Consider the following 17,237-nt stretch of genomic DNA (forward strand, 5'->3'; position numbering starts at 1 on the left):
CGTCGGGGCCCGGGGCGTCCGGTTCGGTCAGCCGTGGCCGGCCGGGGTCACTTGCCGGTCAGGCCGGCCCGGCGCAGCGCGTCCGCCATCGCGCTGTTGGCGGCGGGCGCCGGCGCCGGGGTGCTCCGGCGGTCCTGCCGGGGCGGCTTGGCGCCCCGGCCCCGGTCGCGGTTCTGCTCGCGGTCACGGTCACGGTCGCGGTCACGCGGCGCCGCCTGACCGACCTCGTCGTCCAGCCGCAGCGTCAGCCCGATCCGCTTGCGCGGCACGTCCACGGTGACCACCCGGACCTTGACGATGTCACCGGGCTTGACCACCTCGCGCGGGTCCTTGACGAAGTTCTTCGACAGCGCCGAGACGTGCACCAGACCGTCCTGGTGGACGCCCACGTCCACGAACGCGCCGAACGCCGCGACGTTGGTGACCACACCCTCCAGCACCATGCCCACCACCAGGTCGCCGATCTTGTCGACGCCCTCCTTGAAGGTCGCGGTCCGGAACGCGGGGCGCGGGTCGCGGCCCGGCTTGTCCAGCTCGCCGAGGATGTCGGTGACGGTCGGCACGCCGAAGGTGTCGTCGGCGAAATCGGCCGGCCGCAACGCCCGCAGCGCCGCCCCGTTGCCGATCAGCGAGGGCAGGTCGCCACCGGTCGCGGCCAGGATGCGGCGCACCACGGGGTACGCCTCGGGGTGCACCCCGGAGGCGTCCAACGGGTCGTCACCGCCGGGCACCCGCAGGAAGCCCGCGCACTGCTCGAACGCCTTCGGGCCGAGCCGCGCCACGTCCTTGAGCGCCCGCCTGGTCCGGAACGGGCCGTTCGCGTCGCGGTGCGCCACGATGTTGTCGGCCAGCGTGCCGGTCACCCCGGAGACCCGGGTGAGCAGCGGCGCCGAGGCGGTGTTGACGTCCACGCCGACCGCGTTGACGCAGTCCTCGACCACAGCGTCCAGCGAGCGGGACAGCTTCAGCTCGCTCAGGTCGTGCTGGTACTGGCCGACGCCGATCGACTTGGGGTCGATCTTCACCAGCTCGGCCAGCGGGTCCTGGAGCCGCCGGGCGATCGAGACCGCGCCCCGGATCGAGACGTTCAGGTCCGGCAGCTCCTGCGAGGCGAAGGCCGAGGCGGAGTACACCGAAGCACCCGCCTCGGAGACCATCGCCTTGGTGAGCTTCAGCTCGGGGTGACGCGTGATCAGGTCCTCGGCCAGCTTGTCGGTCTCCCGGGAGGCCGTGCCGTTGCCGATCGCGATCAGCTCGACGTCGTGCCGCTTGGCCAGCGCGGCAAGGGTGGCGATCGAGGCGTCCCACTTGTTGGCGGGCTGGTGCGGGTAGATGGTGTCGTACCCGAGCACCTTGCCGGTGGCGTCCACCACGGCGACCTTGACACCGGTGCGGAAGCCCGGGTCCAGGCCCATGGTGGCGCGGGTGCCGGCCGGGGCGGCCAGCAGCAGGTCGCGCAGGTTGGCGGCGAAGACCCGGACCGCCTCGTCCTCGGCCTCCTGGCGCAGCCGGGTGCGCAGGTCGATGCCGAGCCGGACCAGGATCCTGGTCCGCCAGGCCCACCGGACGGTGTCGCCGAGCCACTTGTCGGCCGGCCGGCCCCGGTCGGCGATGCCGAACTTGGCGGCGATCCGCCGCTCGTAGTCGTTCTCGCCGGGCAGGTCGCCGTCGGCGCCCTCGTACGGGGAGAGTTCGAGGTCGAGCACCTCCTCCTTCTCGCCGCGCAGCATTGCCAGGATGCGGTGCGAGGGGAGCTTGCCGTACGGCTCGGCGAAGTCGAAGTAGTCGGCGAACTTGGCGCCGTCCTGCTCCTTGCCGTCCCGCACCGTGGCGACCAGCCGGCCCCGGGTCCACATCCGCTCGCGGAGCGTGCCGACCAGGTCGGCGTCCTCGCCGAACCGCTCGACCAGGATCGACCTGGCCCCGTCCAGCGCCGCCGTGGCGTCGGCCACCGACTCGTTCAGGTAGCCCGCCGCCAGCGCGGCCGGGTCCTTGGACGGGTCGGCGAGCAGGGTGTCGGCGAGCGGTTCGAGACCGGCCTCGCGGGCGATCTGTGCCTTGGTCCGCCGCTTGGGCTTGAACGGGAGGTAGATGTCCTCCAGCCGGGCCTTCGAGTCGGCGGCCAGGACCTGCGCGCGCAGCGCGTCGTCCAGCTTCCCCTGGCTCTCGATCGACTCCAGCACGGCGGCCCGCCGCTCCTCCAACTCCCGCAGGTAGCGCAGCCGCTCCTCGAGCGTGCGCAGCTGGGTGTCGTCGAGTTCGCCGGTGACCTCCTTGCGGTAGCGCGCGATGAAGGGCACGGTGGCGCCGCCGTCGAGGAGCTCGACGGCGGACCGCACCTGCCCCTCCCGTACGCCCAGCTCTTCGGCGATCTTCCGTTCGACTGACATGGTCACGAAGCCGGTCACCTTCTCCTGCGTTCAGCCTGAGTTCCGCCCCGCATTCTGGCAGGTAACCCGGACCGGACGGGTGCGACCTGCTCCCCGGGGTGGCGCGGGCCCGCCGTCGCCGGGGTGCCGCGAGGCGTGGGGGCGCATCGCGGCACCCCGGCCGGGCGGGCCGGGGTCAGTCCTGGTCGAGCGAGATCGCCGCGACGGGGCAGCGCTCGACGGCCGAGCGGACGGACCGTTCGTCCGCCGGGTCGGTACCGTCCGTCAGCAGGGTGACCAGACCGTCCTGCTCGTCCTGGGCGAAGACGTCGGGCGCGGTGTAGACACAGGTCCCCGATCCGATGCAGCGTTCACGATGGACCGACAGCGGCATGGTGGCTCACCAGGTGACCGGTAGTGCGTCCAGGCCCTGGATGAGGGTGGCGCGCTTGAACGGGAGCTCCTCCACCGGCACCGCGAGCCGCAGGCCGGGGATCCGCGCGAAGAGGGTGTCGTAGACGATCTTCAGTTCGACCCGGACCAGGCTGGCGCCCGGGCACTGGTGGACGCCGTGGCCGAACGCCGAGTGCAGGCCGATCTCGCGGAAGATGTCCAGCTGGTCGGCGTTCTCGAAGACGCTCTCGTCCCGGTTGGCCGAGGCGGTCAGGTTGATGATGCCCTCGCCCGCCTTGATCTTGACGCCACCGACCTCCATGTCCTGGGTGGCGACCCGGGAGGGGGCCGAGTCGGCGATGCTGAGGAACCGCAGCAGTTCCTCGATGGCGTTCCGGGTGAGGTCCGGGTCGGCCTTCATCTGGGCGAGCTGCTCCGGGTGTTCGAGCAGCGCGGCCACCCCGAGCACGATCATGTTGGTGAGGGTGTCGAAGCCGCCGGAGATCAGCATCCGGGCCAGCGCGACGATCTCCTTGTGGTTGAGGTTGCCCTCCTCGGCGTTCCGGCTGACCACCCGTCCGACCAGGTCGTCCTCGGTCGGCGTCTCCTCCTTCGAGGTCACCAGCTTGTCGAGGTAGACGTCCATCTGGTGGATCGCCATGCCGACCTCCTGCGGCGTGACGTCGCTGCGCACCGTGACCTCGGCGAAGTCGCGGAACCCGGGGATGTCCTCCGGCGGCACGCCGAGCAGCTCGCACAGCACCAGCGAGGGGACCGGGATGGCGAGTTCGGTCAGCAGGTCGACCGGGCCGCCCTTGGCCAGGATCGCGTCGATGTGCTCGTCCACGATCTTCTGGATGCGCGGGGTGAGGGCCTGCATCCGCTTGAGGGTGAACTCGGGGATGATCTCCTTGCGGTGCCGACCGTGCACCGGCGGGTCCATCGCGACCAGCGGCAGCTCCATGGCCTGCAGGATGTCGTCCGGCACCGGCACCTGGAGCGGGTAGCCGGGGTGCTTGAAGTTGGAGCTCATGGTCGGGTCGGTGAGGACCTGACGCACGTGCTCCTGCCGGCTGACCGCCCACATCTCCTTGCCGGACACCGCGAGCGTGACCTTGGAGACCGGCTCCTCGGCGCGCAGCACGGCGTACTCGGCCGGCGGCTGGAACGGGCACTTCCGCTCCATCGGGAACTGCGGCGGGTCTTGTCTGAGGGGTGAGGTGGTGTCAATTTCGGTCATTTCCGCTCCCGTTGTTCGGTCCCTGGGACCAGTCGAGCACGTTTGCGAAAGGCAAGATATCGACTCCCTACCCGGTTATCGACCCCCTAGTGAACCCCTCACGACGGGCCCGGACCACCCCAGTCACCGGTACCGTTCCTGGACGCACCATCGCATTCTTGGTACTGGCCATGTCAGATCGCCTGCGGCCGAAAACCCCCCGGCGGCTCAGGACGCCCTCTTGACGGATCATCACGCAACCGCATCCGGTACGAAGGGCCGTCGGAGTGCCGTTCCCCCACCGCGCTTGCTCCGGCCGGGTAGTTCGGGACACGAATCGGCCGCCCCCCGCGTCGCCTGCCGTACGCTGACCCGCATGGCGAAATCCGCGACCCGGCGGCCGAGCGTCGTCACCGGCTTGGTGCGCTCCGCATTCCTGGTGAATGCCGTGTACGCCGAGTCCGGCCGTATCTTCGGACTGACGCCCCAGCAGGGGCAGTTGCTGTGCGTCCTGATGGCGCAGCCGTACGGGATGACCGAACTCGGGGCCGTCCTGGGCCTGGCCAAATCCAGCCTGACCGGCCTGGTGGACCGCACCGCCCAGCGCGGCCTGGTGCGCCGCGAACCCGACCCCTCGGACCGCCGCGTCATCCGGGTCGCCCTCACTCCCGAGGGCGCCGTTGCCGCGAAGGACTTCTACGCCGAGACCTGCCGCCGCATCAAAGTCCTGCCGGCCGGCCTCAGCACTCCTGAACGCGGCCAACTCGCGCTGCTGCTGGGCCGGATGACGATCGACAACAAGGTGCCCGCCGTCTTCCTGGAACTCGACGAGAGCCACCCGGAGCACGGATAGGTTCTCCGGTTCGACCACGAACTCCCGCCCGGCAATCCCCGTCAGCCCGTCGTCGTGCCGACGCCGGGCAGCACTCCGGAGCGGCAGCCGTCCCCATTCGGTGGCTCCACCGGGGTACCGGGTGATATCCAGACGGGATGATCCCGATTCCCGCCCCCCGCAGCTCCGCCTTCGACGCCGTCCTGTGCGACCTCGACGGTGTGATCCGCTTCTTCGACCACGCCGAACTGGCCGGGCGGGAACAGGCCGCCGGCCTGCCGCCGGGCAGCACCGCGACGGTGGCCTTCGGCCCGGACACCGCACTGCCGCTGATCCTCGGACAGCTCACCAGGCAGCAGTGGGAGGACTCGATCGCCGCCGGGCTGGCCGGCCGGGTCCGCGCCGACGAGGCCCGCGCACTCGCCACCGCCTTCACCGGCAGCCCGGTCCGGGCCGACCAGGAGGTGGTCGACCTGCTGCGCCGGACCCGGGAGCACTGCCCCGTCCTGCTGGTCACCAACGCGACCCCGTGGCTGGACGAGGACCTGGCCCGGCTCGGCCTCGCCGACCTCGCGGCGGGCGCGGTCAACAGCGCACTGGTGGGCGCCGCGAAGCCGGACCACCGCATCTACCGGGTCGCCGCCGACCGGGCCGGCGTCGCACCCGAGCGCTGCCTCTTCGTCGACGACCGGCCGGAGAACGTCCGGGCGGCCGAGGAACTGGGCATGACGGGCGTGCACTTCCGCAGCCCGGCCGATCTGCGCGCCGCGCTCTCCCCGGTGCTCGGGGTCAGCCCTTCAGACGCAGGTTCCAGATCGTGACCTCGACGTCCAGTTCGCCGTAACTTCCCTGGGAGTAGTGGGTCTTGGTGACCTTGAGCAGGCCGATCGGCGAGGACCCGTCGGCCACGCAGACCCGGTCGCCCGCCACCACGTCCACCTCCTTGTGCTGCTGGGTCAGCAGCAGGTCGCGGCAGCCCTGGGCGGTCGGCTCGCCGGCCTCGGTCCAGAGGGCGGAAGGGCCCCTGACCGCCATGCCGCTGCTGCCGCTGCGCTGTGCGGCCGGCTGGAAGAACGGCAGCGAGTCGCCCTTGGTCGGCGGCACCTGGGCCAGGTCGATGCCCTCCATGCCCAGCACCACCTTCCCGGTCCAGCGCACGGACACCTCGGCGGCCGGCGTCGGAACGGGCTTCGCGGTGGCGGTCGCCACGGTGGCCGGGTCGGGCGCCGGTGCGGGCGCGACCACCGAGGTGGCCGGTGCGGCGGACGGGTGCGGGCTGCCGCCGGTGAAGGCCGCGACGGCGCTGGCCACGCCGGCCGCCGCGCTCACCACGGCCGCCACCACGCCCCAGACCATCACCGGCGACCGCCGGTGGGCCTCCGTCGGCGCCGGCACCCCCGGAGGGGTCGGGCCGCCGAAGGAAGGTGGCTGGTTGTCCATCGAGTCCCCCGATGTTCTGGGCCGCGACCGGGCTCGCGCGGCGTTGGATCACCGGGCACGATAGCAACTCTGACGAGGTGTCGGCGGCCGGGTGCCCGGCCCCCGCCCGAGCGGGCTCAGAGCCCGTGCGCGACCGGGTGGGTGGGCTGGTAGAGCGGCAGCTCGAAACCGCTCGGCAGCGGGATCGCGGTGACCGTGCCCCAGCTCTGCCGGGTCGGCGGTGTGACCGGCCGGACGCCGTGCTCGGCCAGCCGGGCGAGCACGGCGTCCAGGTCGTCGCACATCAGGTAGCACTCGCTGTGCGGCGGGGCTTCGGTCGGATGGAAGGCCAGCTCGGCCGGCGGCAGCTTGAAGATCAGCCACCCGCGGCCGGCGTCGACGTGCGCGAAGCCGAGCACGTCACGGACGAACGCCCGGTCGGCCTCGGCGTCCGAGCTGTGCAGAATCACGTGTGCGCCACTGAACATGACCCGATGGTAGAAGTCGCGCCGCCGACCGCCCGCGCGAACCGCCGGAGCGTCACCCCGGCTTGATCACGGACCCGGGGACGGGCCCCGGCGGCCCCGCCCGGGAGGAGTGCGACCCGGCGGTCCGGCGTGCGCCGGGTGTACCAACCAGCTTCGATCCGTACTCCGCCGATCCGTCACCACACCGGCCGCAACCGGCCCGAGGGGGCCAATCGGGCCAGGTCGTCGTGGAGTTGACGGAGCCGGTCGGGCCCCAGCACGGCGGCCCAGGGGACCACCGCCTCGGCTGCGGCCGCGTCGGCGGCGCGGGTGCACTCCCAGCCGCGACCGGTCAGTTCGATCAGTTTGGCGCGCGCGTCGGTGGGGTGCGGACGGCGTTCGACGTAGCCCTTGCGGACCAGTTCCTCCACCATCTGGCTGGCCGCCTGCTTGCTGACACCGAGGTGTTCGGCCAGCTCGTTGACGGTGGCACCGCCGGGGGCCAGCCGGGCGAAGGCGAAGCCGTGGGCCGGGCGCAGATCGTCGTAACCGCGCCGGCGAACGCCCGCGTCGATCTCGTGGACCACCTCGGCGGTCAGCGCGATCAGCAGCGGAGGGATGCTCAGGGCGATGGGGTCGGGCTCGCTCATGCGCGAGATTGTGCCACTCATTCATGTCGTCCCCTTGACGAAACAGTCAAGTAGCTTGACCATATAGACAAGCAGCTTGTCTATTGAGAGCAGGGACGTATGCCCGTCATCCGCAGCGCCCGGACCACCGTGCACGAGATCCACGGCGCCCGGTTCACCGCCCACGCCAACCCCCGCACCGGCAGCGCCGAGCTCTGCGCCTGGCGGCTGGACGTCCCGGCCGGGACCCGGGGCACCGCACACACCGTCAGCCACGAGGAGATCGTCCACCTGCTCGCGGGCGCGCCCGACGTCGTACTGGACGGCGAGCGGAGCACTCTGGCCCCCGGCGACACCGTGATCGTCCCGGCCGGGTCCAGCTTCTGCCTCGACAACCCTGGTGAGTCGGCCGCCACCGCCTGGGTGACCACCAGCGTCGGCCTCAGCGCCACCCTGGCCGACGGCACGGTGCTCACCCCGCCGTGGGCCAACTGACCGGGCCTCGTCGGACGGGCCGTCAGCCCTCGTACGGGAGCAGCTCGGCCCGCTTCGGCGCCCGCCCGTCGCCGGAGGACCGGCCGGTGAGGCGGCGCCCGATCCACGGGCCCAGGTGCATCCGCAGCCAGCGCAGGTCGGCGCGCAGCTTCGCGCTCCGGCCGCGCGGCGCGGCGGTCGGCAGCGGCGCCCGCCAGTCGAACGGGGCGGGGCGGCCGAGCGCCTCCAGCACGGCGACGGCCACCCGGCGGTGACCCTCCGGCGAGAGGTGCAGCCGGTCCTCGTCCCAGAGCCGGCGGTCGTCGAAGCAGGGGGCGGAGAAGAGGTCCACCACCACCAGGTTGGGGTGGGCCCTGGCCAGCCCCTCCACGAACGCCTTCATCTGCAGGATCGGGGCCAGCAGCCGGGCGCTGCCGCCGAGCCGCCTGGTCGGGTCGGTGCTGGTGAACATCACCACGGTGCCGCCGCCCGCGAGCAGGCGCTCGGCCGACCGGCCGAGCAGGTCCTCCACCTGGGCCACGTCGCAGCCCGGCCGCAGCACGTCGTTCAGCCCGCCCGCCAGGGTGACCAACTCGGCACCCATCGCGGCGGCGGCCGCCAGCTGCTCGTCGTGGATCTGGCCGATCAGCTTGCCGCGCACCGCCAGGTTGGCGTAGCGGAAGCCGGGCCCCTGCTCGGCGGCCAGCACCCGGGCGACCCGGTCGGCCCAGCCGAGGAACTGCCCGTCGGGCAGCAGCTCGTCGCACATGCCCTCGGTGAAGGAGTCCCCGACGGCGACATAGCTGCGGTACATGGTGGTGGTGGTGTCCATAGGGGAACGATCGTACGCGCCGGGTTGCCGGCGGGTGGGCGGCGGTCCGGAATATCCGGTGGCGGATCACCCGGGGTGCTGGTTGCATGCGCGCGTGACCGATCTCCTCGACCGCCTCGAGCGGTACTACGACACCGTGCCCCGCGCCGCCGCCCGAGCCGAGGGCTTCGGGCCGCTCTCGCTCTTCGTCCGGGAGGGCGAGGGCTGGCCCTACTACGGCCGGCCCGCCCTCGGCTGGACCGGGGCGGCCGTGACGGTCGCTGACGTGGACCGGGTCCGGGCCAGGCAGCGCGAGCTCGGCGTGCCGGAGAGCTTCGAGTGGGTCGCCGAGACCACCCCCGCCCTGCGGGCCGCCGTCGAGGGCTCCGGACTCCACGTGCACGAGCACCCGCTGATGGTGCTCGATCCGACCGCGCCGGCCGTCGCCGCCCCGGCCACCACGGCCCGGGTGGTCGGTGCCGACGACCCGGCGCTGGCCGAGGCGCTGGCGGTGGCCTACCTCTCCTTCGGCGAACCCGGCACCGCGATCGGCACCACAGGCCCGGACGAACTCGCCGCCCTGACCGCCCAGTTGACCGCCGATGGCACCGCGGACCGGACCGCCGGACGGATCCGGGACGGCCTGACCGTGGTGGCCGCCGCGTTCGGCCCGGACGGCACCGCCCTGGGCGGCGGTCAGCACCAACTGGTCGGCCCAGTCAGCGAGTTGGTCGGCATCGGCACCCTCCCGTCGGCCCGCCGCCAGGGTGTCGGGTACGCGGTCACCGCCGCCCTGGTCGCGGATGCCCGGGCGCGCGGGGTGGAGACGGTCTTCCTCTCGGCGGGTGACCAGGACGTGGCCCGGATCTACGCCAGGCTCGGCTTCCGGCCGGTCGGCACCGCGCTGATCGCCGAACCCGTCGCGTAGGCGACAGTGAGCCGGGACCGCACCTTGACGGTGCGGCCCCGGCTCACCTCCGAGCAGGCGTCAGAACTGCAGCGCCCAGCGGTCGATCCTGCCGGTGTCGGCGGCGGCGTTGTCGCTGACCCGCAGCTTCCAGACGCCGTTGGCCACCTCGGCGGAGGCGTTCACGGTGAAGGTCCCGATCACGTTGTCGGCGCTGCCGCCGTCCCCGTAGTTCTTGATCGGGTAGGTCGAGCCGTCGGGCGCGACCAGGTCCACCTTCAGGTCGCCCTGGTAGGTGTGCTTGATGTCCACCTCGACGCTCAGCGCGGCCGGGGCGTTGCCGGTCACCCCGCTGACGGTGATCGGCGACTCGACGGTGCTGTTGTCGGCGATCGCGTAGTCGGCGGCGTTCTCGAACTTCGGCCCGGTGGGCGGGGTGGTGGTGCCGGCGCCGACGTTGAGCAGCTTGTTCGGCGAGCCGGTGCCCGGGTTGGTCACCACGCCGCTGGTGGCGTTGGCGACCAGCGCGGTGGCCACCTGGGCCGGGGTGTCGGTGCGGTGGTCGGCCAGCCAGAGGGCGGCCGCGCCGACCACGTGCGGGGTGGCCATCGAGGTGCCGGAGATGGTGTTGGTGGCGGTGTCGTTGGTGTTCCAGGACGACTTGATGCTGGAGCCGGGCGCGAAGACGTCCACCAGGCTGCCGTAGTTGGAGAAGCTGGACCGCGCGTCGGTGTTGGTGGTCGACCCGACCGTGATCGCCTCGGCGACCCTGGCCGGGGAGTGCGTGCTCGCGTTCTGGTTGTCGTTGCCCGCCGCGATCCCGTACGTGACGCCGGAGGCGATCGAGCGGCGGACGGCCGCGTCGAGCACGTCGTCCACCCCGCCGCCGAGGCTCAGGTTGGCCACGGCCGGCTTGACCGCGTGGGCGGTCACCCAGTCGATGCCCGCGACCACCTGCTCGGTGGTGCCGGAGCCGGAGTTGTCGAGCACCCGGACGGCGACGATCTTCGCCTTCTTGGCCACCCCGTACGAGCTGCCCGCGACCGTACCGGCCACATGGGTGCCGTGGCCGTTGCCGTCCTGGGCGACGTTGTCGTTGTCGATGGCGTCGTAGCCGTTGCTGGCCCGGCCGCCGAACTCGCCGTGGCTGATCCGCACCCCGGTGTCGATGATGTAGGCGGTGACGCCCTCCCCCGCGGTGTCGGGGTAGCTGTAACTGCTGTTCAGCGGAAGGGACTTCTGGTCGATCCGGTCCAGCCCCCAGGACGGCGGGTTCGGCTGGGTGGTGTCGGCGTGGAAGGTACGGTTCTGGCTGACCACGGCGACCGCCGGGTCGGCGGCCAGCCGCTTGGCCTGCGCCTCGGAGAGCCGGACGGCGAAGCCGTTCAGTGCGGCCGAGTAGGTCCGGGTGACGGTGCCGCCGTACTTCCCGGCCAGCGCCTTCCCCTGGTCCGAACTCGCCGCCGCGAAGCCCTGGTTGAGCACCACGACATAGCTTCCGGGGATGGTGCCCGGGGCACCGGCGTTGGCGATCACGCCTTCGGCTCCGGCCGAGGCCGCCGCCGGCAGCGCCGCGCCGACGCCGAGGGCGAGCACGGCCGCGGTGGCCGCCGTGGCGGCGGCGAAGCCGCGCCGGGAGGGACGTATCACTGCCATCGGGGGATTCCTCCTAGGTGGGGGCGTACCTGCTCGACTGCCCGTCAGGACCCGGCACTTGGGGCCGGTCAGGGCAGGGCGGCGCAGTGGGCACACCAAATAAGCATGCTCATGACAATGAAGACGACGGATCGGGCCGCGACTGGTGTCCGGCCGCCAGCGAAAGGTTCGCGCATCGGCGACCGGGCACACAAGAGCCGGGCCGGATTGTCACGTGCAGGACACATTCGGGCGGCGTTCAGCCCCTGTCCACACCGACGATGACGGTCCGTCACGGGGCCGGCGATGACCCGGACGGCCGATCGGCCGCCGCCGGCTTCAGCCCTCGACGGCTCCGGCCGGATCGCCGGTCACCCAGTGCTCGCGGACCGCGTCGGTCGGGCGCTGCTCACCCAGCACGCCCAGCCCCCAGTCACCCAGCGCGGCGACCACCCGGCGCAGCATCAGACCGTGCTCGGTGAGCTGGTAGACCACCGCGTTGGCGGGGCGCTCCAGCTTGCGGCGCACCACCACGCCCTCGCCCTCCAGCTGCTTGAGCCGGGTGGCCAGGATGTCGGTCGACACGCCCGGCAGGTCGGCGTGCAGGTCGGTGTAGCGGCGCGGTCCGTCCAGGAGTTCACGGACGATCAGGAGGCTCCAGCGCTCCCCCACCGCGTCCAGGGCGCGGGCGACGGCGCAGTACTGGTCGTAGCTTCGGCGTGGCATGTGGATCAGCATAGCCAAAAGGTTGGACTTTCCAAGTGGTTACTTGGTAGAACAAAGCAACCGAATGATGGCGCGGTGCGACGGTCGGGAGGCCGCAGTGGAGTTTCGGCAGTCCAGCAAGCTGGCGGGCGTGTGTTACGAGATCCGCGGCCCGGTGGTCGAGCAGGCCAACGCGCTCGAGGAGGCCGGGCACAGCGTGCTGCGGCTGAACACCGGCAACCCGGCCCCGTTCGGCTTCGAGGCGCCGGAGGAGATCCTCCAGGACATCATCCGCAACCTCCCCAACGCGCACGGCTACAGCGACTCGCGCGGCATCCTGCCCGCCCGCCGCGCGGTGGTGCAGTACTACCAGCAGCGCGGCGTCAGCGGAGTGACGGTCAATGACGTCTACCTGGGCAACGGCGCCTCCGAGCTGATCCAGATGGCGGTCCAGGCGCTGGTCGACGACGGTGACGAAGTCCTGGTCCCGGCACCGGACTTCCCGCTCTGGACGGCGGTGGTCCGGCTGGCCGGCGGCAAGGCGGTGCACTACCTGTGCGACGAGGAGGCGGAGTGGTACCCCGACCTCGACGACATCGCCTCCAAGATCAACCACCGCACCAAGGCCATCGTGGTGATCAACCCGAACAACCCGACCGGCGCGGTCTACCCGAAGGAACTGCTGCTCGGCATCCTCGAACTCGCCCGCCGGCACGGCCTGATGGTGCTCGCCGACGAGATCTACGACAAGATCCTGTACGACGACGTGGAGCACCACTGCCTCGCCGCGCTCGCCGACGACGTCATCACCCTCACCTTCAACGGCCTCTCCAAGGCGTACCGGGTGGCGGGCTTCCGGAGCGGCTGGCTGGTGGTCTCAGGACCCAAGCAGCACGCCAAGGACTACCTGGAGGGGCTCACCATGCTCGCGGGCATGCGCCTGTGCCCCAACGTCCCGGCCCAGTACGCCGTGCAGGCCGCACTCGGCGGGCACCAGTCGATCCAGGACCTCACCCTGCCGAACGGCCGGCTCACCGAACAGCGCGACGTCACCTGGCGGGCGCTGAACGAGCTTCCCGGCGTCAGCTGCGTCAAGCCCAAGGGGGCGCTGTACGCGTTCGCCAAGCTCGACCCGGCCGTGCACCGGATCGTCGACGACGAGCGCTTCGTGCTCGACCTGCTGCTCCGCGAGAAGATCCACATCGTCCAGGGCACCGGCTTCAACTGGCCCCGCCCGGACCACTTCCGGTTCGTCACCCTCCCCCGGGCCGACGACCTGGAGACCGCGATCAGCCGGATCGGACGCTTCCTCACCACCTACCGGCAGTGACCCGGGCGAAGATCGCCGGCGGGCCGACGGGTCCTTCTGACACGATGCCGCGATGACCACCGTCTGGCCCCCGCCCCCCGTCGTCCCCGCCGGCCGGATGGCCGGGCGCGCACAGCCCGTGCTCGACCTGCCCGGCGGGCTGGAGCTGCGACCCTGGCGGCCGGAGGACGCGGAGAGCCTGCTGACCGCGAGCCTCGACCCGGCGATCCGGCAGTGGAACCTGTTCGCGCTGGGCACCGCCGAGGAGGCGCGCGGCCGGATCGCCCGGATGCACGAGCGCTGGCGCGCCGAGCAGGGCGCGATCTGGGCGGTCGCCCGTTCCGACGGCGGCCCCGCCCTCGGCCTGGCCGGCTGGAACGAGATCGACCTCCAGGGCGGCAGTGCCGAGATCCTCTACTGGCTGCTGCCACCCGCCCGGGGCGGCGGGGTGGCCGTGGCCGCCACCGAGCGGATCAGCCGGTGGGCGCTGGACGAACTCGGCCTGCACCGGCTGGGGCTGCGCCACTCGGTGGCCAATCCGGCCTCCTGCCGGGTGGCCGAGAAGGCCGGCTACCGGTTCGAGGGCACCCTGCGCAGCTCCCAGCTGCACGCCGACGGCTGGCACGACATGCACGCACGCCCTGGTCCAGGGCGACCGCTGAGGCACCGTCACCCGGCCCGGCCCGGGGTTCGGACGCCCGTGAAGGTGATCGGCCGCCGGAGCCGGAAGCCCAGCGCCTCGTACAGCCGGATCGCGTTGGTGTTGTCGCCCGCCGCGTGCAGGAACGGGATCTCGCCGCGCTCCCGGACGCCCGCCGCCACCGCCGGCAGCAGCCGGGAGGCCAGCCCCTCGCCGCGGTGCGCGGGGTCGGTGCAGACCGCGCTGATCTCGGTGTGGCCGGGCGGGTGCATCCGCTCGCCCGCCATCGCGATCAGCGCGCCGTCCCGGCGGATGCCCAGGTAGCCGCCCATCTCGACGGTCCGGCTCAGGAACGGCCCCGGCCTGGTCCGTTCGACCAGCGCGAGCATCTCCGGCACGTCGGCGGGGCCGAGCCGCACCGCCTCGGGATCCGCCTTGCCGAGCACCTGCTCGCCGACCAGCTGCACACCGTCGATCCGGAACGGCACCTCCCAGTCGGCTGGCGGGACGACCGCCGCGTCGATCGCGAGCAGCACCACCGCCCCGGGGCCGGCCAGTTCGGCCAGCTCCGCCCAGTCCGCCGCCTCCGGGCGGTCCGGCAGTCCGTGGAAGGGCGTCATGTCGGCGGGGTACCGCACCGACCGCCCCCGCCACTCGGCGAACCGGGCGTGCGGCCCGGCCAGTGACGCCACGACCGGGTTGTCCAACGGGTGCGACTCGGCCATCAGGTTCCCGTTCCGATCTCCCGCGCCCCCTCGGCACGGCCCGGTCCATCGTAGCCAGAGCGTCCGGGGCCCGGTGATCGTTAGGCTCGCCGCCATGACCGTGCTCCGCTCCGTCGCCCTGTTCGCCGTCGCCGCCGTCGCCGAGATCGGCGGCTGCTGGCTGATCTGGCAGAGCGTCCGCGAATCCCGCCCGTGGTGGCTGGCCGGCCTCGGCATCCTGGTCCTCGGCGGCTACGGCTTCTTCGCCGCCCTCCAGCCCGACTCGAACTTCGGCCGGGTGCTCGCCGCCTACGGCGGGGTCTTCGTGGCCGGCTCGCTGCTCTGGGGCATGGCCGTCGACGGCTTCCGCCCGACCCGGTCCGACGTCCTCGGCGCCGTGATCTGTCTGGCGGGCGTCGCGGTCATCATGTACGGCCCCCGCCGCTGACGCCCCGTGGGCGTCCTCGGCACGGCCACCGGGAGCAAGTACAGTGCCGGGGGTACCGCTTGAGTACCGGAGCCGTCCCGGAGGGAAGTCCATGGCCAAGCCGCCCGAGGTCGGAGCGTCCGCTCCGTCGTTCACCCTGCCCGGCCTGCTGCTGGCCGAGGACATCGCCGAACGGCGCGAGTACCGGCTGGAGGAGGCCAAGGGCCGCCCGCTGGTGCTGGTCTTCTACCCCGGCGACGACACCCCGGTCTGCACCAAGCAGCTCTGCGAGTACACCTCCGACCTGGACCGCTTCAAGAACCTCGGCGCCACCGTCTGGGGCATCAGCCCCCAGGACCTGGACAGCCACGAACGCTTCGCCCGCAAGCACCGCCTGGCCTTCCCGCTGCTCGCCGACCCCGACCGCGCCGTCGCCCGGGCCTACGGCATCAGCGTCCCCGGCCTCGGCCTGCGCCGCTCGGTCTTCATCCTGGACGGCGGCGGCACGGTGACCTGGCGTCACATCGCCCTGGCCGGCCTGACCTTCCAGCACACCGACACCCTGACCACCCAACTCGCCACCCTCACCGAGGGCTGAGTCAGCGCACGTAGTTCTTGAGAATCTCCGTCGGCAGCGTGAACCCGACCGGCGCCGGCAGCTCGACGTCGTTGCCGTACGCCCGGATCACCGTCGTGCGGTACCGGCCTCCGGCCGGCTCGCTGTGGACGGTCACCTCACACCGCTCCCGGTCGATCAGCAGGTAGACCGGAATCCCGGCCTGCGCATAGGCGACCGGCTTCCCGCCCCGGTCCCGCCGGTCGGCTCGGACCAGTCCAGTGCCGGCACCGTACTACCTCCCTACCGAGGTAGCGGTGGCTCTGCGGCCGAGGTCAGGCCCGGGTGAAGGAGTGGCACTCGCCGAGTGCGGTGAAGCCGCGGCGGGTGTACCAGTGCCGGGGCCAGTCGTCGGCGTCGGCGACCAGGAAGCGGAGCGGCTGGTCGGCGGCCAGGTGCAGGGCGGTGGCGAGGACGGTGGCGCCGTGGCCCTGGGCGGTCCGGTCCAGGGCGGTGACCAGGTCCTCGATCTGGGCGATGCCGGTGCCGGGGTCGCGGTAGAGGTCGGCCCAGGCGGCGACCCGGCCGTCGGCGCCGCGGGCGCCCAGGAAGAGCACCTCCGGCGCACCGTTGCGGCGGGCCGCCCGACGGGCGATCAGCTGCTCGACGGTGTCCTCGGAGACCTCCGGCATCCAGTCCCGCAGCCGGGCCCGGTACGGGACGGCCAGGTCGGGGACGTCCACCGGTTCGGCGGGCACCGCGGGGGCCGGGGTCGGGCCCCGGTGGGCGAGCACCACCTCGGTCATGTGCCGGTACCCGGCCGCCTCGAAGAGCGCCACGCAGCCGGCGCCCGACTCCGCGTCGTAGACCGTCAGTTGGCGGTGCCCCGCGTGGGCCAGCGCCCGGTCCGCCAGCGCGAGCAGCTCGGTCGGCCGGGCCGGGCCCTCGATGTGCAGCTGGTTGTGCTCGTAGGACAGCGGGTACGCCTCGTGCAGCGCGAGGAAGCCCCCGGGCAGCTCCCGGACCTCGGTGGCCTGCCGCCGGGCGAAGGCGGTCCGGAAGGCGTTGGCGCGCAACAGCTCACTGGTCGGCATCCGCCGATGGTAGGGCAGGGCGGACGGCGGCCGAAGGGAATTGCACCCGGCCGTCCGCGCCGGGCGGGGTCGGCCGATTCGCCACCACAGCGGAGAAATGACCGACTTGTCCGATTCCTGTGGCATGCTGGCCAGCGGAGTCGAGCCCAGTACCGGAGGCAACCGATGTACGGAATCAAGAGCCCGCTGCCGGACGCCGACCGCAAGGTCGTCGGCGAGGCGTTGCAGGGTGCACTGGTCGACCTGGTCGACCTCTCGCTGGTGGCCAAGCAGTTGCACTGGAACGTGGTCGGTCCGAGGTTCCGCTCGGTCCACCTCCAGCTGGACGAGGTGGTGGCGCTGGCCCGGCTGCACGCCGACACCGTCGCCGAGCGGGCGGCCGCGATCGGCATCTCGCCGGACGGCCGGGCGAAGACCGTCGCCGACACCAGCGGCATCGCCACCTCCCCGGAGGGCCAGGTGGTCGACTCGGCCGCCGTCGGCACCCTGGTCGAGGCGCTGGCCGCCGTGATCACCCGGATGCGCGGCCGGATCGACGCCACCGCCGACGCCGACCCGGTCAGCCAGGACATCCTGATCGGCCTCACCGCCGACCTGGAGAAGTACTCCTGGATGGCCCAGGCGGAGAACTCCGCCTGACCCGTCCG

20 protein-coding genes and 1 pseudogene are annotated in these 17,237 nt (G+C 72.4%); 9 read left to right on the forward strand and 12 right to left on the reverse strand.

The window, feature by feature from the left end; translation table 11 throughout:
• Positions 1 to 47 precede the first annotated feature (47 nt).
• The 3 genes from OHV05_RS06415 to OHV05_RS06425 form a co-directional block, all read right to left on the reverse strand.
• A complete protein-coding gene (locus tag OHV05_RS06415; protein WP_405021400.1) occupies positions 48 to 2,390 on the reverse strand; it encodes a Tex family protein in 2,343 nt (780 codons plus the stop codon).
• A 175-nt stretch (positions 2,391 to 2,565) separates the two neighbouring features.
• The gene (locus OHV05_RS06420) at positions 2,566 to 2,763 is read right to left on the reverse strand and encodes a ferredoxin (protein ID WP_403041221.1); all 198 of its coding nucleotides are present in this window, start codon (positions 2,761 to 2,763) and stop codon (positions 2,566 to 2,568) included.
• A gap of 6 nt (positions 2,764 to 2,769) precedes the next feature.
• On the reverse strand, positions 2,770 to 4,002 hold the full coding sequence (locus tag OHV05_RS06425) for a cytochrome P450 (RefSeq protein ID WP_405016772.1): 1,233 nt from the start codon (positions 4,000 to 4,002) through the stop codon (positions 2,770 to 2,772).
• A gap of 355 nt (positions 4,003 to 4,357) precedes the next feature.
• Here OHV05_RS06425 and OHV05_RS06430 point away from each other — a divergent pair, with 355 nt between their 5' ends.
• Positions 4,358 to 4,834, forward strand: coding sequence for a MarR family winged helix-turn-helix transcriptional regulator (locus OHV05_RS06430; RefSeq protein WP_405016773.1), 477 nt, complete (start codon positions 4,358 to 4,360; stop codon positions 4,832 to 4,834).
• A gap of 137 nt (positions 4,835 to 4,971) precedes the next feature.
• Positions 4,972 to 5,634, forward strand: coding sequence for an HAD family hydrolase (locus OHV05_RS06435; protein ID WP_405016774.1), 663 nt, complete (start codon positions 4,972 to 4,974; stop codon positions 5,632 to 5,634).
• On the opposite strand, the gene OHV05_RS06440 is transcribed toward OHV05_RS06435, so the two are convergent.
• The 3 genes from OHV05_RS06440 to OHV05_RS06450 form a co-directional block, all read right to left on the reverse strand.
• Positions 5,603 to 6,208 carry a hypothetical protein gene (locus OHV05_RS06440; protein ID WP_405016775.1) on the reverse strand — a complete coding sequence of 202 codons (606 nt, stop codon included), beginning with the start codon at positions 6,206 to 6,208 and terminating at the stop codon, positions 5,603 to 5,605. The two genes, OHV05_RS06435 and OHV05_RS06440, sit on opposite strands and share 32 nt — an antisense overlap.
• 161 nt (positions 6,209 to 6,369) lie before the next feature.
• The gene (locus OHV05_RS06445; RefSeq protein ID WP_405016776.1) at positions 6,370 to 6,720 is read right to left on the reverse strand and encodes a VOC family protein; all 351 of its coding nucleotides are present in this window, start codon (positions 6,718 to 6,720) and stop codon (positions 6,370 to 6,372) included.
• Between the two features lie 176 nt (positions 6,721 to 6,896).
• Positions 6,897 to 7,349 carry a MarR family winged helix-turn-helix transcriptional regulator gene (locus OHV05_RS06450; RefSeq protein ID WP_403041227.1) on the reverse strand — a complete coding sequence of 151 codons (453 nt, stop codon included), beginning with the start codon at positions 7,347 to 7,349 and terminating at the stop codon, positions 6,897 to 6,899.
• Positions 7,350 to 7,448: 99 nt separating this feature from the next.
• Between OHV05_RS06450 and OHV05_RS06455 the strand changes: the two genes are divergently transcribed.
• The gene (locus OHV05_RS06455; protein WP_405016777.1) at positions 7,449 to 7,823 is read left to right on the forward strand and encodes a cupin domain-containing protein; all 375 of its coding nucleotides are present in this window, start codon (positions 7,449 to 7,451) and stop codon (positions 7,821 to 7,823) included.
• 22 nt (positions 7,824 to 7,845) lie between these two features.
• On the opposite strand, the gene OHV05_RS06460 is transcribed toward OHV05_RS06455, so the two are convergent.
• Positions 7,846 to 8,634 carry an SGNH/GDSL hydrolase family protein gene (locus OHV05_RS06460; RefSeq protein ID WP_405016778.1) on the reverse strand — a complete coding sequence of 263 codons (789 nt, stop codon included), beginning with the start codon at positions 8,632 to 8,634 and terminating at the stop codon, positions 7,846 to 7,848.
• Between the two features lie 94 nt (positions 8,635 to 8,728).
• Here OHV05_RS06460 and OHV05_RS06465 point away from each other — a divergent pair, with 94 nt between their 5' ends.
• Entirely contained in the window at positions 8,729 to 9,541 is an 813-nt protein-coding gene (locus OHV05_RS06465) for a GNAT family N-acetyltransferase (protein WP_405016779.1), read from the forward strand.
• Between the two features lie 60 nt (positions 9,542 to 9,601).
• On the opposite strand, the gene OHV05_RS06470 is transcribed toward OHV05_RS06465, so the two are convergent.
• Both OHV05_RS06470 and OHV05_RS06475 read right to left on the reverse strand, forming a co-directional pair.
• Complete coding sequence (locus OHV05_RS06470) at positions 9,602 to 11,176, reverse strand: S8 family peptidase (RefSeq protein WP_405016780.1); 1,575 nt, start codon at positions 11,174 to 11,176, stop codon at positions 9,602 to 9,604.
• Positions 11,177 to 11,494: 318 nt separating this feature from the next.
• Positions 11,495 to 11,881 (reverse strand): winged helix-turn-helix transcriptional regulator, encoded by a 387-nt coding sequence (locus tag OHV05_RS06475; RefSeq protein ID WP_403041232.1) that lies wholly within the window; start codon positions 11,879 to 11,881, stop codon positions 11,495 to 11,497.
• A 97-nt stretch (positions 11,882 to 11,978) separates the two neighbouring features.
• On the opposite strand from OHV05_RS06475, the gene OHV05_RS06480 reads away from it, so the two are divergent.
• Both OHV05_RS06480 and OHV05_RS06485 read left to right on the forward strand, forming a co-directional pair.
• Positions 11,979 to 13,190, forward strand: a complete 1,212-nt coding sequence (locus OHV05_RS06480) for a pyridoxal phosphate-dependent aminotransferase (RefSeq protein ID WP_403041233.1) — start codon at positions 11,979 to 11,981, stop codon at positions 13,188 to 13,190.
• Positions 13,191 to 13,287: 97 nt separating this feature from the next.
• Positions 13,288 to 13,686 (forward strand): annotated as a pseudogene (locus OHV05_RS06485) (GNAT family N-acetyltransferase); the annotation flags it as partial.
• A 152-nt stretch (positions 13,687 to 13,838) separates the two neighbouring features.
• Here OHV05_RS06485 and OHV05_RS06490 read toward each other — a convergent pair.
• Entirely contained in the window at positions 13,839 to 14,534 is a 696-nt protein-coding gene (locus OHV05_RS06490; protein ID WP_405016781.1) for a GNAT family N-acetyltransferase, read from the reverse strand.
• Between the two features lie 94 nt (positions 14,535 to 14,628).
• On the opposite strand from OHV05_RS06490, the gene OHV05_RS06495 reads away from it, so the two are divergent.
• Positions 14,629 to 14,961, forward strand: coding sequence for a YnfA family protein (locus OHV05_RS06495; protein ID WP_403041236.1), 333 nt, complete (start codon positions 14,629 to 14,631; stop codon positions 14,959 to 14,961).
• A gap of 91 nt (positions 14,962 to 15,052) precedes the next feature.
• Positions 15,053 to 15,538: a peroxiredoxin gene (locus OHV05_RS06500; protein ID WP_405016782.1), complete on the forward strand. Its 486-nt coding sequence runs from the start codon at positions 15,053 to 15,055 to the stop codon at positions 15,536 to 15,538.
• A gap of 1 nt (position 15,539) precedes the next feature.
• On the opposite strand, the gene OHV05_RS06505 is transcribed toward OHV05_RS06500, so the two are convergent.
• Together OHV05_RS06505 and OHV05_RS06510 are read right to left on the reverse strand one after the other, a co-directional pair.
• The gene (locus OHV05_RS06505) at positions 15,540 to 15,773 is read right to left on the reverse strand and encodes a Uma2 family endonuclease (RefSeq protein ID WP_405021401.1); all 234 of its coding nucleotides are present in this window, start codon (positions 15,771 to 15,773) and stop codon (positions 15,540 to 15,542) included.
• Positions 15,774 to 15,831: 58 nt separating this feature from the next.
• Entirely contained in the window at positions 15,832 to 16,590 is a 759-nt protein-coding gene (locus tag OHV05_RS06510; RefSeq protein WP_405016783.1) for a GNAT family N-acetyltransferase, read from the reverse strand.
• Positions 16,591 to 16,755: 165 nt separating this feature from the next.
• Between OHV05_RS06510 and OHV05_RS06515 the strand changes: the two genes are divergently transcribed.
• Positions 16,756 to 17,229, forward strand: coding sequence for a Dps family protein (locus tag OHV05_RS06515; protein WP_405016784.1), 474 nt, complete (start codon positions 16,756 to 16,758; stop codon positions 17,227 to 17,229).
• Positions 17,230 to 17,237: the final 8 nt, after the last annotated feature.

It is taken from the genome of Kitasatospora sp. NBC_00070 (assembly GCF_045041205.1).
GTDB lineage: Bacteria > Actinomycetota > Actinomycetes > Streptomycetales > Streptomycetaceae > Kitasatospora.

Bases quoted from the DNA above. Each gene is read 5' to 3' on its own strand.
- OHV05_RS06475 (WP_403041232.1), bottom strand. From the start codon at position 11,881: ATGCCACGCCGAAGCTACGACCAGTACTGCGCCGTCGCCCGCGCCCTG.
- OHV05_RS06425 (WP_405016772.1), bottom strand. From the start codon at position 4,002: ATGACCGAAATTGACACCACCTCACCCCTCAGACAAGACCCGCCGCAG.
- OHV05_RS06435 (WP_405016774.1), top strand. From the start codon at position 4,972: ATGATCCCGATTCCCGCCCCCCGCAGCTCCGCCTTCGACGCCGTCCTG.
- OHV05_RS06510 (WP_405016783.1), bottom strand. From the start codon at position 16,590: ATGCCGACCAGTGAGCTGTTGCGCGCCAACGCCTTCCGGACCGCCTTC.
- OHV05_RS06495 (WP_403041236.1), top strand. From the start codon at position 14,629: ATGACCGTGCTCCGCTCCGTCGCCCTGTTCGCCGTCGCCGCCGTCGCC.
- OHV05_RS06470 (WP_405016780.1), bottom strand. From the start codon at position 11,176: ATGGCAGTGATACGTCCCTCCCGGCGCGGCTTCGCCGCCGCCACGGCG.
- OHV05_RS06490 (WP_405016781.1), bottom strand. From the start codon at position 14,534: ATGGCCGAGTCGCACCCGTTGGACAACCCGGTCGTGGCGTCACTGGCC.
- OHV05_RS06420 (WP_403041221.1), bottom strand. From the start codon at position 2,763: ATGCCGCTGTCGGTCCATCGTGAACGCTGCATCGGATCGGGGACCTGT.
- OHV05_RS06460 (WP_405016778.1), bottom strand. From the start codon at position 8,634: ATGGACACCACCACCACCATGTACCGCAGCTATGTCGCCGTCGGGGAC.
- OHV05_RS06450 (WP_403041227.1), bottom strand. From the start codon at position 7,349: ATGAGCGAGCCCGACCCCATCGCCCTGAGCATCCCTCCGCTGCTGATC.
- OHV05_RS06500 (WP_405016782.1), top strand. From the start codon at position 15,053: ATGGCCAAGCCGCCCGAGGTCGGAGCGTCCGCTCCGTCGTTCACCCTG.
- OHV05_RS06430 (WP_405016773.1), top strand. From the start codon at position 4,358: ATGGCGAAATCCGCGACCCGGCGGCCGAGCGTCGTCACCGGCTTGGTG.
- OHV05_RS06455 (WP_405016777.1), top strand. From the start codon at position 7,449: ATGCCCGTCATCCGCAGCGCCCGGACCACCGTGCACGAGATCCACGGC.
- OHV05_RS06415 (WP_405021400.1), bottom strand. From the start codon at position 2,390: ATGTCAGTCGAACGGAAGATCGCCGAAGAGCTGGGCGTACGGGAGGGG.
- OHV05_RS06515 (WP_405016784.1), top strand. From the start codon at position 16,756: ATGTACGGAATCAAGAGCCCGCTGCCGGACGCCGACCGCAAGGTCGTC.
- OHV05_RS06445 (WP_405016776.1), bottom strand. From the start codon at position 6,720: ATGTTCAGTGGCGCACACGTGATTCTGCACAGCTCGGACGCCGAGGCC.